General features: G+C 62.5%; 17 protein-coding genes. 13 read left to right on the top strand and 4 right to left on the bottom strand.

The window, feature by feature from the left end; genetic code table 11:
- Window positions 1-47 precede the first annotated feature (47 nt).
- The gene (locus OC445_RS17570) at window positions 48-269 is read right to left on the bottom strand and encodes a YgdI/YgdR family lipoprotein (protein WP_003189935.1); all 222 of its coding nucleotides are present in this window, start codon (window positions 267-269) and stop codon (window positions 48-50) included.
- Window positions 270-348: 79 nt separating this feature from the next.
- A complete protein-coding gene (gene mobA, locus OC445_RS17565; protein WP_181124387.1) occupies window positions 349-951 on the bottom strand; it encodes a molybdenum cofactor guanylyltransferase MobA in 603 nt (200 codons plus the stop codon).
- A 76-nt stretch (window positions 952-1,027) separates the two neighbouring features.
- On the opposite strand from mobA, the gene moaB reads away from it, so the two are divergent.
- Together moaB and glp are read left to right on the top strand one after the other, a co-directional pair.
- Window positions 1,028-1,567, top strand: coding sequence for a molybdenum cofactor biosynthesis protein B (gene moaB / locus OC445_RS17560; protein ID WP_034127168.1), 540 nt, complete (start codon window positions 1,028-1,030; stop codon window positions 1,565-1,567).
- Window positions 1,551-2,777 carry a gephyrin-like molybdotransferase Glp gene (glp, locus tag OC445_RS17555; RefSeq protein ID WP_057976687.1) on the top strand — a complete coding sequence of 409 codons (1,227 nt, stop codon included), beginning with the start codon at window positions 1,551-1,553 and terminating at the stop codon, window positions 2,775-2,777. Before moaB ends, glp begins: the two co-directional genes overlap by 17 nt.
- A 315-nt stretch (window positions 2,778-3,092) precedes the next feature.
- Here the strand turns inward: glp and OC445_RS17550 are convergent, their stop codons facing one another.
- Window positions 3,093-3,422 (bottom strand): EscU/YscU/HrcU family type III secretion system export apparatus switch protein, encoded by a 330-nt coding sequence (locus tag OC445_RS17550; protein WP_054899079.1) that lies wholly within the window; start codon window positions 3,420-3,422, stop codon window positions 3,093-3,095.
- Window positions 3,419-4,996: a flagellar hook-length control protein FliK gene (locus OC445_RS17545; protein WP_054899084.1), complete on the bottom strand. Its 1,578-nt coding sequence runs from the start codon at window positions 4,994-4,996 to the stop codon at window positions 3,419-3,421. Before OC445_RS17545 ends, OC445_RS17550 begins: the two co-directional genes overlap by 4 nt.
- A gap of 200 nt (window positions 4,997-5,196) precedes the next feature.
- Here OC445_RS17545 and ccmA point away from each other — a divergent pair, with 200 nt between their 5' ends.
- The 11 genes from ccmA (at window position 5,197) to phnN (ending at window position 13,582) form a co-directional block, all read left to right on the top strand.
- Window positions 5,197-5,832: a cytochrome c biogenesis heme-transporting ATPase CcmA gene (ccmA, locus tag OC445_RS17540; protein WP_034127172.1), complete on the top strand. Its 636-nt coding sequence runs from the start codon at window positions 5,197-5,199 to the stop codon at window positions 5,830-5,832.
- Entirely contained in the window at window positions 5,829-6,497 is a 669-nt protein-coding gene (ccmB, locus tag OC445_RS17535; RefSeq protein ID WP_014717701.1) for a heme exporter protein CcmB, read from the top strand. Before ccmA ends, ccmB begins: the two co-directional genes overlap by 4 nt.
- An 87-nt stretch (window positions 6,498-6,584) precedes the next feature.
- Entirely contained in the window at window positions 6,585-7,340 is a 756-nt protein-coding gene (locus tag OC445_RS17530) for a heme ABC transporter permease (protein ID WP_054899080.1), read from the top strand.
- Entirely contained in the window at window positions 7,337-7,513 is a 177-nt protein-coding gene (gene ccmD / locus OC445_RS17525; RefSeq protein ID WP_034127174.1) for a heme exporter protein CcmD, read from the top strand. Before OC445_RS17530 ends, ccmD begins: the two co-directional genes overlap by 4 nt.
- Window positions 7,510-7,968: a cytochrome c maturation protein CcmE gene (gene ccmE / locus OC445_RS17520; protein WP_014717703.1), complete on the top strand. Its 459-nt coding sequence runs from the start codon at window positions 7,510-7,512 to the stop codon at window positions 7,966-7,968. The genes ccmD and ccmE overlap by 4 nt, the downstream gene beginning before the upstream one ends.
- Window positions 7,969-7,971: 3 nt before the next feature.
- Window positions 7,972-9,960, top strand: coding sequence for a heme lyase CcmF/NrfE family subunit (locus tag OC445_RS17515; protein ID WP_054899081.1), 1,989 nt, complete (start codon window positions 7,972-7,974; stop codon window positions 9,958-9,960).
- Window positions 9,957-10,493 (top strand): DsbE family thiol:disulfide interchange protein, encoded by a 537-nt coding sequence (locus tag OC445_RS17510; protein WP_034127177.1) that lies wholly within the window; start codon window positions 9,957-9,959, stop codon window positions 10,491-10,493. Before OC445_RS17515 ends, OC445_RS17510 begins: the two co-directional genes overlap by 4 nt.
- Complete coding sequence (locus OC445_RS17505; RefSeq protein WP_020301388.1) at window positions 10,490-10,963, top strand: cytochrome c-type biogenesis protein; 474 nt, start codon at window positions 10,490-10,492, stop codon at window positions 10,961-10,963. Before OC445_RS17510 ends, OC445_RS17505 begins: the two co-directional genes overlap by 4 nt.
- Entirely contained in the window at window positions 10,956-12,146 is a 1,191-nt protein-coding gene (gene ccmI, locus OC445_RS17500; RefSeq protein ID WP_054899082.1) for a c-type cytochrome biogenesis protein CcmI, read from the top strand. The genes OC445_RS17505 and ccmI overlap by 8 nt, the downstream gene beginning before the upstream one ends.
- Window positions 12,147-12,162: 16 nt before the next feature.
- Window positions 12,163-12,570, top strand: coding sequence for a hypothetical protein (locus tag OC445_RS17495; RefSeq protein WP_057976697.1), 408 nt, complete (start codon window positions 12,163-12,165; stop codon window positions 12,568-12,570).
- A 439-nt stretch (window positions 12,571-13,009) separates the two neighbouring features.
- Entirely contained in the window at window positions 13,010-13,582 is a 573-nt protein-coding gene (gene phnN, locus OC445_RS17490) for a phosphonate metabolism protein/1,5-bisphosphokinase (PRPP-forming) PhnN (RefSeq protein WP_096142954.1), read from the top strand.
- Window positions 13,583-13,752 lie beyond the last annotated feature (170 nt).

Raw genomic sequence — 13,752 nt, 5'->3', positions numbered from 1 at the left:
AACAACAAGGCCCGCGCTAGGCGGGCCTTGTGTGCAAGCGCTGAGGCTTACAGGTCTTTAACGGTGCGAACCTGATCTTTATTGATACGGGTGTGCTTGCCGTCCAGTTGTTCGAATTCGTAGAAGCCCGAATCTTCATCGTACTTCGGGGTGTCGACGGCCTGGATTTCGCGACCGTCATTCAGGGTGATCACTGTTGGCGAAGCGCAACCGGCGAGGGTGGCGAGGCCCAGTGCAAGCATGAGAGCGGCGATGGTCCGTTGAGTCATGAGTTTGTCTCCGAGAGAATACTTTTAAATTGCTGACCTTGTGACGTACGGGACGCCGGCAAAGTTCCTTGTGCAGGGTTCATTCTGACATGCCAGCCCCGGGGTGCAACAGCTCGGGCGTATTAAGATTGGCCAGGCGCGGGTCATCGGCCGGACATTCCAGCGCCACGGCACCCAGTTGCAGCCACAGCTTGCGCGGGCTGCGCTCCCCCGCTTGCCACGCCTGTTCCACCTGGTTTTTCAGGCGAGTGGGGATGACGCACAGCAAGGGTTCCCAGAAGTCACCCTGGCGCACCATCACCGGTAGCTGCCGATTGCGTCGTGCGGTCGCACGCAGGTCGGCGAGCAGTCGCGCATCAATCTGCGGCACATCGCAAGGCAATATCAGCAGATGCTCATGGCGTGCGGCGAAGAGTCCTGCACGGATACCTGCCAGCGGGCCGGGGAAGTCCGGGTTGTCATCGCTCACCTGTTGGTCGGCATAGAGCGCGTAGCGTTCATGGTTGCGGTTGCACGAGATGATCAGGTCATCGGTGAGCGGCCGGGCCAACTGGTGCAGGTGGGCGATCAAGGGCTGACCTTGCCATTCCAGCAGCCCTTTGTCCTGCCCGCCCACGCGTTGGCCGCGACCACCGGCCAGCAACAGGATCGAACACGGCAGGGAAGAAAATTCAAACGTCATGGTGGTTGCGCTGCGGCAGGGAAACAGGGGCCTGTGATATAACATCGGGCTGTTCCTTCGACAACCGGACCGTGCCATGAAAGCCAAGGCCGATGCGCCCTTTGTACCCCTGAATATTGCTGTATTGACGGTCAGCGACACCCGCACCCTGGAGACCGACACCTCCGGCCAGGTCTTCGTCGATCGTCTTGCCGCCGCCGGCCACCGCCTGGCCGAGCGCGTGCTGCTCAAGGACGACCTTTACAAGATTCGCGCCCAGGTGGCCCACTGGATCGCCGAAGACGTGGTGCAGGTGGTGCTGATTACCGGCGGCACCGGCTTCACCGGTCGCGACAGTACCCCTGAAGCAGTGAGCTGCCTGCTCGACAAGCAGGTCGATGGTTTTGGCGAGCTGTTCCGCCAGATCTCCGTGGCCGATATCGGCACCTCCACCGTGCAATCGCGCGCCTTGGCGGGGTTGGCCAATGGCACTCTTGTGTGCTGCCTGCCAGGGTCCACCAATGCCGTGCGCACCGGTTGGGACGGCATCCTCGCCGAGCAGTTGGATAACCGTCACCGCCCATGCAACTTCGTTCCGCATCTGAAGCTGGCCGAACCTTGTGAATCCCGTGGATAAGCCCGGTAAGACCGGCGCCCTGATGCCGGTGGAAGCAGCCCTGCAGCGTTTGCTCGACATGGCCGCCGCCGCGCCGATCCGCGAGCAGGAAGTACTGCCTCTGGCTGAGTGTGATGGCCGGGTATTGGCCCTGGATCTGATCTCCACACTCGACCTGCCACCGTGGCCCAACAGTGCCATGGACGGCTACGCCGTGCGCCTGGCGGATTGGACCGGCGAGCCCTTGGTGGTGAGCCAGCGGATTTTCGCCGGCACTGCACCTGAACCCTTGGCGGCCGGCACCTGTGCACGCATCTTTACCGGCGCGCCGGTGCCCCAAGGCGCTGACTGCGTGCAGATGCAGGAAAACGCCGTGGTGCATACCGACCAGCGCGTGAGTTTCACCGAGCCATTGCAGATGGGCGACAACATCCGGCCTCAGGGCCAAGAGACCACGGTCGGTGAGACCGTACTCAGTGCCGGCACCCGCCTGGGCCCTATCGAACTCGGTTTGGCCGCGTCTCTTGGACGTGATCGACTCGAGGTGGTGCGGCGCGTACGCGTGGCCGTGTTGTCGACCGGCGACGAACTGATCGAGCCAGGGTTGCCGCTCGGCCCTGGGCAGATCTACAACAGCAACCGTCGCGTGCTGTGCAGCTGGCTGGTGCGCATGGGCTGCGAAGTGATCGATGCCGGGATTCTACCGGATGATCTGGAACAGACCCGCGCGCGCCTGGCGGGGCTGGGCAGCGTTGACCTGATCCTCTCGACCGGCGGTGTGTCGGTGGGCGAAGCGGACTTCCTCGGCATTGCCTTACGGGAAGAGGGTGAGCTGGCGCTGTGGAAGCTGGCGATCAAACCGGGCAAGCCGCTGACCTTCGGGCATTTTCGTGGCGTGCCGGTGATCGGCCTGCCGGGAAACCCGGCCTCGACCCTGGTGACTTTTGCGCTGCTGGCGCGCCCGTATCTGCTGCGCCGTCAAGGGGTGCAGGAGGTGCAGCCGCTGCGCTTCGAAGTGCCGGCAGGGTTCGTCTGGCCCAAGCCCGGCAACCGCCGCGAGTACCTGCGCGGGCGGATCGAACAGGGCAAGGCGATCATCTACCGCAACCAAAGCTCCGGGGTGCTGCGCAGTGCGGCGTGGGCTGAAGGCTTTGTGGAGGTGCTGGAAGGGACCACGCTGGCCATCGGCGACCGGGTCAACTTCATTCCTTTGAGCGAAGTCCTTAACTGACCGCGCGCTAAAAATGTGGGAGCTGGTTGGCCTGCGATAGCCATAGGTATTTACACAACCTCTGAACGACGCAAAACCTGTGGCGAGGGAGCTCGCTCCCGTGACGACCGACCAGCCGACGCTTATTTACCTGCCGCCCCGCGCTCCCACATTTGGATCGTGGTGCGTCAGGGAGATTTGCGTCGGTTGGTAGGCCGTCACGGGAGCAAGCTCCCTCGCCACAGATCCAGCGTCGCGCCGAAGTTGTGTAGGTACCGATGGCTATCGCAGCCAAGCCGGCTCCCACATTTGGATGTGTATGTGCCCTATGAGCAATCAGTAATCGTCACCCTGCTCAGTGACATCCCGCTCCACCGGCCCCGCCTCCGGGTCGTAGCCGGCCGGGAACTTGCCCTTCAACGTCCAGGCAAACGCAATGATCTCGGCAATCGTGCGGTACAACTCTTCCGGAATGCTGTCCCCCAGTTCCATGCGCGCCAGCAGCTTCACCAACTCGGCGTTTTCATAGATCGGTACTTCATTCTCCCGTGCCAGCTTGAGGATGGCTTCGGCCAGGGCATCATCGCCTTTGGCTGTCAGAGTAGGGGCCTGTTGGCCGTCGTACTTGAGGGCGATGGCCTGGCGGGGCGGGTCGGCGTTTCTCATGCGGTTTCATCCACCCAGCGTTGCTCCAGTCCGGTTTTTGGCCCGCGTGGCGGGGTGCCCAGGTGGCAATCCAGGTCGCCGACGTTGAGCCCGGATGAAACCAGGCGCTCACGCAGGCTGCCCAAGTGGCTTTCGATCAGGCTGGCCGTGAAAGGGCGGCTGGCCCATAGCTGGCTGGACAGTTTGCCTTGGGACAGCTGCGCCTGAACTTGCAACGGCCCCAGCGGCTCCATGTCAAAGGCCAGTTCGACGCGCCAAAGCATTTGTTTCGGGTCTTTTTTATCCTTGCGCTCGGGCTGGTCCTTGTCTGGCGCGGGCTCCTCGCGTTGGAACTTGACCTGCAACGGCACGATGTCTTGCAGGGTGCGCATGGGAATCTCCAACTGCCAGGTCGTTTGCAGGCGTCCGTCGGCGGTGGTGCCGGTCTGTTCCAGGCTCGACAGTTGATGGCTCTGCAAGCGCGAGATCGCCCCGGCGGCCAGGCGTAGCAGGTTTTCCAGGTCGCCTTCACCTTCCAGTTTTGCCATGAGCCGCTCGGGCAGCGGGAAGCCGGCGGGTATCTGCCGGGCGCCGACCTGGCCGAGGGTGCTCAGCGGGCTGCGCACAAAGTGCGGCAACACCTGGGCCAGGGTATTGGCGGCGAGGATCGCATTCAGGTTGGTGCTGGCGGGCAGGGCGGGCAGCAGGTCTGCGACCAGGCGTAACAGCGCGCCTTTCATGTCCAACGGTGGGATTTGCGGGTTCTGGCCGGCGAGCAGTTTGGCTTCCAGAAAGGCGCCGCTGTTCTGCACCACCTGGGCCAGCACCTTGGGATTGCTGACCTGTGCCAGATCGGGCAAGGCCGCCAACAATCGCTCGGCGGCGGCCCGCAGCTCGGCCGATGTGCTGTCGCCACGGGGCAGGTTTTGCAAGGCGGTGAACACCGCATCCAGCGAGCCTTGGCGACTTTGCTGAATGGCAAGTTGCTGCGTCACGGCCAGTTGGTCCTTCAGGCCGCTTAGCGGTACGAAGTTCAGGGTCTGCGCGTTCTGCACCACAGCACTGAGCAAGCTGCCCACCCTTAGCGGTTGAGGGCTTTCCAAGGTCAGGGTGGCACCGGCCAGGGCGTTATTGAGCACACTCACCAGCGAGCGATAGATCGCCGGTTGCGCCGTGCCCTGGGGTAGCATCTGCGTGGTCAGCACCTTGGCTTGCAACAACGTACCTACCGGCATTTGGTTAGTGTCGAGGCGAGTGAGAGCGGCCACGTTGGCACTCATGGCTTGCTGCAAGGTAAGGGCCAGGTTGCCCGCAGGCGTCTGGCTCACCGCCACATTGCTGCCTAGAGGCAAGGGCTGGGCACTGCTGGCCTGCACCAGCGCCTGGCGACCGCCTTCGAGGGTCAGTTTGAGCAGTAACTGAAAGGCCTCGCCGCCTTGTTTAAGCGCGATGACCTCAGCGTTCACGGTTTTCCCCGGGTCGATCAACCCGGCCTGCGGCTCCAGCAGTTTGAGCAATGCGCCGGCTCCAGGCAGCGGAGTGGGCCCGGGTGCGGAGGTTGGCGGCAGTGGAGGAAGGTTGATCTCGCCGGTCATCGTGCGCATCGTCTCTGGGGAAATTGCCCTCTTTAGAGTAGGGCATCGCATGTATAATGCCGCCCGTCTGCAAAGAGAGCGGTAAAAACCTCACAACTATTTGATCCAGCTCTCTAAAATCGGTCGCCAAAGCCGTTATTGTGCATCTCTCTATAACGGCCGCTGCACCGCCGACTTGAACCGTAAAGGCCCGCGATCTTTTGACCAGCCCTCTTCTTGAAGCCGTAGCGCTTGCCTGTGAACGCGACCTGCGCCTGCTGTTCGAGCAACTCGACCTGCGGCTGACGGGTGGGGACATGGTGCAAATCAGTGGCCCCAATGGCAGCGGCAAGACCAGCCTGCTGCGCCTGCTGGCCGGGCTGATGCAGCCGACGGCCGGCGTGGTGCATCTCAACGGCAAGCCCTTGAACGAACAGCGTAGCGAGCTGGCGCGCAACCTGATCTGGATCGGCCACGCCGCCGGCATCAAAGACGTACTCACTGCTGAAGAAAACCTCAGTTGGCTCAGCGCCCTGCATCATCCTGCTTCCCGTGACGCCATCTGGCAGGCCCTGGCCGCGGTGGGCCTCAAGGGCTTTGAGGACGTTCCCTGCCACACCCTGTCCGCCGGCCAGCAGCGCCGCGTGGCCTTGGCCCGCTTGTACTTGCCCGGCCCGCCGTTGTGGATTCTCGACGAACCTTTCACCGCCCTCGACAAACAAGGCGTGGTTCAACTCGAAGCACACCTGGCCCAGCACTGCGAGCAAGGCGGCCTGGTGGTGCTCACCACCCACCACACCTTGGCGCGTATGCCTGCTGGCTACCGTGAGCTGGACCTGGGGCGGTGGTCGCTATGAGTGTGTTCGCCCTGTTGGTCGCCCGCGAAGCCCGGCTGTTGTGCCGTCGCCCCGCCGAACTGGCCAACCCGCTGGTGTTCTTTGCCATCGTGATCGCGCTGTTCCCGCTGGCGGTTGGCCCGGAGACTAAACTGTTGCAAACCTTGTCCCCAGGACTGGTGTGGGTCGCCGCGCTTTTATCGGTTCTGCTCTCGCTGGACGGGCTGTTTCGCAGTGATTTCGAAGACGGTTCCCTGGAGCAGTGGGTCCTTTCGTCGCACCCGTTGCCACTTCTGGTACTGGCCAAGGTGCTGGCACACTGGGTTTTTTCCGGCTTGGCGCTAGTCTTGCTCTCGCCACTGCTTGCCATGATGCTTGGGTTGCCCGTTGAATGCCTGCCGGTGCTGCTCCTGTCTTTGTTACTCGGCACGCCGGTGCTCAGCCTGTTGGGGGCGGTGGGCGCAGCGTTGACGGTCGGCTTGAAGCGTGGCGGGCTGTTGCTGGCCCTGTTGATTCTGCCTTTGTATATCCCGGTGTTGATCCTGGGCAGTGGCGCGTTGCAAGCCGCGCTCATGGGTATGCCGGCGACCGGTTACCTCTTGTGGCTGGGTAGCCTGACCGCCCTGGCGGTAACCCTGACACCTTTTGCTATAGCCGCCGGCCTGAAAATCAGCGTCGGTGAATAATGAGGTCTGACCCGGCGTCAATGACGCTGAGTCAGTAAAGACCCTGAGCTTTTCGCCACGACGAAAAGCACCGTGATGGAAACAGCAATGAACTGGACCTGGTTTCACAAGCTCGGCTCGCCCAAATGGTTTTATGGCATCAGTGGCAAGCTGCTGCCGTGGTTGAGTATCGCCGCCATCCTGCTGATCGGCACTGGCCTGGTCTGGGGCCTGGCCTTTGCGCCGCCGGACTATCAGCAAGGCAACAGCTTTCGCATCATCTATATCCACGTACCTGCCGCGATGCTGGCCCAGTCCTGCTATGTGATGCTGGCGGTGTGTGGCATCGTCGGCCTGGTATGGAAGATGAAGCTGGCCGACGTGGCCCTGCAATGCGCCGCGCCGATCGGTGCATGGATGACCGCCGTGGCACTGGTGACCGGTGCGATCTGGGGCAAACCGACCTGGGGCTCGTGGTGGGTGTGGGATGCGCGCCTGACCTCGATGCTGATCCTGCTGTTCCTGTATTTCGGCCTGATTGCCCTGGGCAACGCCATCAGCAACCGTGACAGCGCCGCCAAGGCTTGCGCGGTGCTGGCGATTGTCGGCGTGATCAACATCCCGATCATCAAGTACTCGGTGGAGTGGTGGAACACCCTGCACCAGGGCGCCACCTTCACCCTCACCGAAAAACCGGCGATGCCCGTGGAGATGTGGGCGCCGTTGCTGTTGATGGTGCTGGGCTTCTACTGTTTCTTCGGCGCCGTATTGCTGCTGCGCATGCGCCTTGAAGTGCTCAAGCGTGAAGCCCGTACCAGTTGGGTGAAAGCCGAAGTGCAAAATTGCCTGGGAGCACGCGGATGAGTTTTGCTTCTTTCAGCGATTTTCTCGCCATGGGCCACCACGCCCTGTATGTCTGGACGGCCTATGGCATCTGCCTGGCGGTGCTGGCCCTCAACGTCGCCGCGCCGATCCTGGCCCGCAAGCGTTACCTGCAACAAGAGGCGCGACGTCTGCGCCGGGAGACCGAAAAGTGAATCCGCTGCGTAGAAAGCGTCTGTTGATCATCCTTGCCATCCTGGCCGGCGTCGGCATTGCCGTGACCCTGGCCCTGAGCGCCCTGCAGCAGAACATCAACCTGTTCTACACGCCCACCCAGATCGCCAATGGCGAGGCACCGGTCGATACGCGCATCCGCGCTGGCGGCATGGTAGAGCAGGGCTCGTTGAAGCGTTCCGGCGATTCGTTGGACGTGACCTTCGTCGTCACCGATTTCAACAAGGCCGTGACCATCACCTATCGCGGCATCCTCCCGGACCTGTTCCGGGAAGGCCAGGGCATTGTCGCCCTGGGCAAGCTCAACGCCGATGGCGTGGTAGTGGCTGACGAAGTGCTGGCCAAGCACGATGAAAAATACATGCCGCCCGAGGTCACCAAAGCCTTGAAAGACAGCGGCCAAACCGCTCCCGCCACCCCAGTCAAGGAGGGCTGAGCCATGACGTTCGCACTGTTTATTCCGGAGCTGGGCCAGTTGGCGATGATCCTCGCGCTGTGCTTTGCCGTGGTCCAGGCCGTGGTGCCCTTGCTGGGTGCCTGGCGCGGCGACCGCCTGTGGATGAGCCTGGCGCAGCCGGCCGCCTGGGGCCAGTTTGCCTTCTTGCTGTTCGCCTTTGGGTGCCTGACCTACGCCTTCATGACCGACGATTTTTCGGTCGCCTACGTTGCCAACAACTCCAACAGCGCTTTGCCCTGGTACTACAAGTTCAGCGCCGTGTGGGGTGCCCACGAAGGTTCATTGCTGTTGTGGGCCTTGATCCTCGGCGGCTGGACCTTCGCCGTCTCGGTGTTCTCGCGCCAATTGCCGCAAGTGATGCTGGCGCGGGTGCTGGCGGTGATGGGCATGATCAGCATCGGCTTCCTGCTGTTCCTGATCATGACCTCCAACCCGTTCACCCGCATCCTGCCGCAGATCCCGGTGGACGGTCACGACCTCAACCCGTTGCTGCAGGATATCGGCCTGATCGTGCACCCGCCGATGCTCTACATGGGTTATGTGGGGTTCTCCGTGGCCTTCGCGTTTGCCATCGCCGCCTTGCTCGGCGGTCGTCTCGACGCCGCCTGGGCGCGCTGGTCACGGCCATGGACCATCGTTGCCTGGGCCTTCCTCGGTATCGGTATCACCCTGGGCTCATGGTGGGCCTACTACGAACTCGGCTGGGGCGGCTGGTGGTTCTGGGACCCAGTGGAAAACGCCTCCTTCATGCCGTGGCTGGTGGGTACCGCGCTGATTCACTCCCTGGCCGTTACCGAAAAACGCGGTGTGTTCAAAAGCTGGACGGTACTGCTCGCCATCGCGGCGTTTTCCCTCAGCCTTCTCGGCACTTTCCTGGTGCGCTCGGGCGTGCTGACCTCGGTGCATGCGTTTGCCTCAGACCCTGAGCGCGGCGTGTTCATCCTGATCTTCCTGCTGTTTGTCGTCGGCGGCTCGCTCACCTTGTTTGCCCTGCGCGCGCCGGTGGTCAAGAGCCAGGTCGGTTTCAACCTGTGGTCGCGGGAAACCCTGTTGTTGGGCAATAACCTGGTGCTGGTGGTAGCCGCGTCGATGATCCTGCTCGGCACCCTCTACCCGCTGGTGCTGGACGCCTTGAGCGGCGCCAAGCTGTCCGTGGGGCCGCCGTACTTCAATGCGTTGTTCATCCCGCTGATGGGCCTGTTGATGGTGGTGATGGCGGTCGGCGTGCTGGTGCGCTGGAAAGACACCCCGGTGAAATGGCTGGTGGGCATGCTGATGCCGGTGCTGCTCGGCAGCGTGGCCCTGGCGGTGATCGCCGGTTTCGCCTACGGCGACTTCAATTGGGCGGTACTCGCGACGTTCCTGCTGGCAGCCTGGGTGTTGCTCGCGGGGGCGCGGGACATCGTCGACAAAACGCGCCACAAGGGTTTGCTCAAGGGCCTGCCCACCCTGACCCGCAGCTACTGGGGCATGCAGATCGCCCACATTGGTATCGCGGTGTGCGCCCTTGGGGTAGTGCTGTCCAGCCAGAACAGCGCCGAGCGCGACCTTCGCCTGGCGCCGGGCGAGTCCATGGACCTGGCCGGTTACCACTTCATCTTCGAAGGTGCCAAGCACTTCGAAGGGCCGAACTTCACCTCCGACAAAGGCACGGTGCGCGTAGTGCGCAATGGCAAGGAAATCGCCGTGCTGCACCCGGAGAAACGCCTGTACACCGTGCAGAGTTCGATGATGACCGAGGCTGGCATCGACGCCGGTTTCACCCGTGACCTGTATGTGGCCCTCGGTGAACCCTTGGGCGACGGGGCCTGGGCCGTGCGCGTGCATGTCAAACCCTTCGTGCGCTGGATCTGGTTCGGCGGTTTGCTCACCGGGTTCGGCGGGTTGCTCGCAGCGCTGGACCGGCGCTATCGGGTCAAGGTCAAGAGCCGGGTGCGTGAAGCGCTTGGCCTTTCGGGAGCTGCGGTATGAAGCGTTGGTTGATGGTTGTGCCGCTGGCGTTGTTCCTGCTGGTGGCGGTGTTCCTGTATCGCGGGTTGTACCTGGACCCTGCCGAGCTGCCTTCGGCGATGATTGGCAAGCCGTTCCCCGCCTTCAACCTGCCAACGGTGCAGGGTGACAAGACCCTGACCCAGGCAGACTTGCAGGGCAAGCCGGCGCTGGTCAACGTGTGGGCCACCTGGTGCATCTCTTGCCGCGTCGAACACCCGGTGTTGAACAAGCTGGCCGAGAAGGGTGTGGTGATCTACGGCATCAACTACAAGGACGACAATGCGTCGGCCTTGAAGTGGTTGGCGGAATTTCATAACCCGTACCAGCTGGATATCCGCGACGAAGACGGCAACCTGGGATTGAACCTGGGTGTGTACGGCGCGCCGGAAACTTTCTTCATCGACGCCAAAGGTGTGATCCGCGACAAGTTCGTCGGCGTGATCGACGAAACGGTGTGGCGTGAGCAACTGGCCGCCAAGTACCAGGCCCTGGTCGATGAGGCCAAGCCATGAAGCGTTGGTTGACCGCTGCCGTTTTAGCCCTGGGCCTGGCCGGCGTGGCCCACGCCGCCATCGACACCTATGAATTCGCCAACGACGCGCAGCGTGAGCGTTTCCGCGACCTGACCAAGGAACTGCGCTGCCCCAAATGCCAGAACCAGGACATCGCCGACTCCAACGCCCCGATCGCCACCGACCTGCGCAGAGAGATTTTCCGCATGCTGGGGGAGGGCAAGGACGACCAGCAGATCATCGACTTCATGGTCGACCGCTACGGTGATTTCGTACGCTACAAACCGGCACTCACCGGCAAGACCGCGCTGCTGTGGTTTGGCCCGGCCGGGCTGTTGCTGGCCGGCGTGGTGGTAATGGCCGTGATCGTGCGTCGGCGCCGTGTCGCACCGATTGATGGCGCCGATGCGCTGTCCCCTGAAGAGCGTAAACGCCTCGACCAATTGCTGGACACCAAGACTGATGATTGATTTCTGGCTCGCAGCCGGTTTGCTGCTACTGATTGCCCTGAGTTTCCTGTTGATCCCTGTGTTGCGTGGCCGTCGTGCCCAGCGTGAAGAGGATCGCACCGCGTTGAACGTGGCGCTGTACCAGGAACGCGTCGCCGAGCTGCAAGCGCAGCAGGACGAAGGTGTGTTGAATACCGCGCAGCTCGACACCGGCCGCGCCGAAGCGGCCCGTGAGTTGCTGGCCGACACTGAAGGTGTGGAAAAGCCCCGCGAATCGCGGTTAGGCAAACCGCTGCCGTTTTTGGCGGCGTTTCTGGTGCCTGTGCTGGGCGTTGCGCTGTACCTGCATTATGGCGCGAGCGACAAGGTTGAACTGACCCGTGAGTTTTCCCAACCGCCGGTGTCCATGGCCGACATGACCCGCCGCCTGGAACGCGCCGCCGCTGCACAACCGGATTCGGCAGAAGGTTTGTACTTCCTTGGGCGCGCCTATATGGCCCAGGACCGTGCCGGCGATGCCGCCAAAGTCTTTGAACGTACGGTTGCGTTGGCCGGGCGCCAACCGGAACTGCTCGGGCAATGGGCCCAGGCGCAGTACTTTGCTGACAACAAACAATGGTCGCCTCAGGTTCAGGCGCTGACTGACGAAGCCTTGAAGCTCGATCCCAAGGAAGTCACCAGTCTTGGCCTGTTGGGTATCGCTGCCTTTGAGGGCCAGCGTTATCAGGAAGCCATCGACTACTGGAACCGCCTGCTCGCGCAACTGCCGCCAGAAGACAATTCCCGTGTCGCCCTGCAAGGCGGGATTGATCGCGCGGCAGAGAAGCTCAAGGAGAGCGTTGGCAGCGTCGCCCAGGCGCCCAAGGCGCTACTGACCGTGCGGGTGGACTTATCTGCCGAAGTGAAGGCCAACGTCCTGCCAGGCGACAGCGTGTTCATCTTTGCCCGCGCCGTAAACGGCCCCCCGGCGCCCTTGGCTGCCAAGCGTGTGACCGTCGACGCATTGCCGGTCACCGTCGAACTGGGCGATGCCGACGCGATGATGCCGCAGTTGAAACTGTCCAACTTCCCCGAAGTCCAATTGGTTGCGCGCATATCCCGGGCCGGCCAACCGACCACTGGCGAATGGATCGGCCGCAGCCAACCGTTGGCCAGCAGCACCACTGCGTTGCAGCAACTGACCATCGACACTCCGGACCAGTAATTCTGAGGACACACCCATGACCGCATTTGCACGCATCACCTTGCTCAGCCTGGTACTCGGCCTGAGCGCCTGTGCGGTCCACCGCCCACCTCCGGCGCCGACCGGCCCGACTATTCCACCGTCTGGCCCCTCGACCCAGCCGAGCACCAAGCCCAGCACCAAACCTTCCGGCCCGGTGACGCCACCGGCCAAACCCCTGCCAAGCAAGTCGCCGACCTTTGCCCCACCGCCGGGCGCCGCCAGCCACTGGGACGGCAAGATGCAGGTGTACGTGCTCGACGATCAGCCTGACACCTTCTACCGCCAGCGCACTTACTACCGTTGGAGCAACGGCTGGAGCCGCTCCATCAGCCCCAACGGGCCATGGGAAGAGACCAACGTGCAAGGCGTGCCGCCGGGGTTGAGCAAGCAATACGCGCAATGACAAAAGGCGGCCTGAGGGTTAATGCCAGTCAGTTAAGGCAGAATCGGTAACTGTGGCGAGGGAGCTTGCTCCCGCTGGGGCGCGAAGCGGCCCCAAAAATGGGACTGCTACGCAGTCCAGCGGGAGCAAGCTCCCTCGCCACAAGTCACTGGTTGTCTGCTCTAGCTCTTAACTGACTGGCATTAGGCCTGAGGGTCGCCTTTTTCATGGCTTTCAAACGCACTGTGTAGATCACGGTAGGGCCAAGCAATTAAAGCCCGACGCATGCGCCGAATGCGCAGTGCGCTGTAGTGATGTGGCTATCGCTGGCCTGGCGTGGGAAGGATTGCTAGGTATACTTTCCTGCGGCTACTACGACGCGGCTCCCCGGGTGCAAACCAGGCGCCGCGCAGTGGTCCCGGGGATGTACCGGTGTGGGGACAAGCGAAGAGGGTTTTTAATGGCAGGCAGGTTGATCTATCTCATCGGGCCATCGGGTTCGGGCAAAGACAGTCTGCTGGATGCCGCACGCCCACGTCTGGTTGAGCGTGGGTGCCGCATGGTGCGACGGGTGATCACTCGGTCCGCGGAGGCGGTGGGCGAAGCGGCGCAAGGTGTGAGCCCCGAGCAGTTTGCGGCCATGGAGGCCGAGGGCGCATTTGCCTTGAGCTGGCAGGCTAATGGCTTGTCCTACGGCATCCCCAGGGAAATCGACGATTGGCTGGCCGCGGGGGACCACGTTCTGGTCAACGGTTCCCGTGCGCACCTGGCGCAAACCCGTGAGCGTTATCCGACCTTGCTGGTATTGCTGCTGACGGTGGACCAAGCGGTGCTGCGCCAGCGTCTGATTGCGCGTGGGCGGGAGTCATTGGCGGATATCGAGGAGCGCCTCGCGCGCAATGCGCGGTTCACTGCCGAATTGATTGCCGGTCATGGCGCGGGGTTGTTCGTATTGGATAATTCCGGCCCGTTGGCGCATACCGTCGAACGCTTGCTGTGTTGCCTGGAGCACGGGCACAGCGTGAACACCTGACCCAGTAGTGCATGGGTAATGCCAGCGCTCAGATAAAACCCGGAGACGGAGCTCATATTTTTCAATACGCACCCATGCCGACTTGTTGGTGGACTTCAATACGGAGAAGACAAGATCGACCTGTCGCAAATGGCACGCGACGGCAAGGTAGCGCTGAACTTCGTTGAGCA

Source organism: Pseudomonas sp. Pse35 (assembly GCF_024519715.1).
Lineage (GTDB): Bacteria > Pseudomonadota > Gammaproteobacteria > Pseudomonadales > Pseudomonadaceae > Aquipseudomonas > Aquipseudomonas paracarnis.
This window is presented reverse-complemented; position numbering and strand designations above follow the sequence as displayed.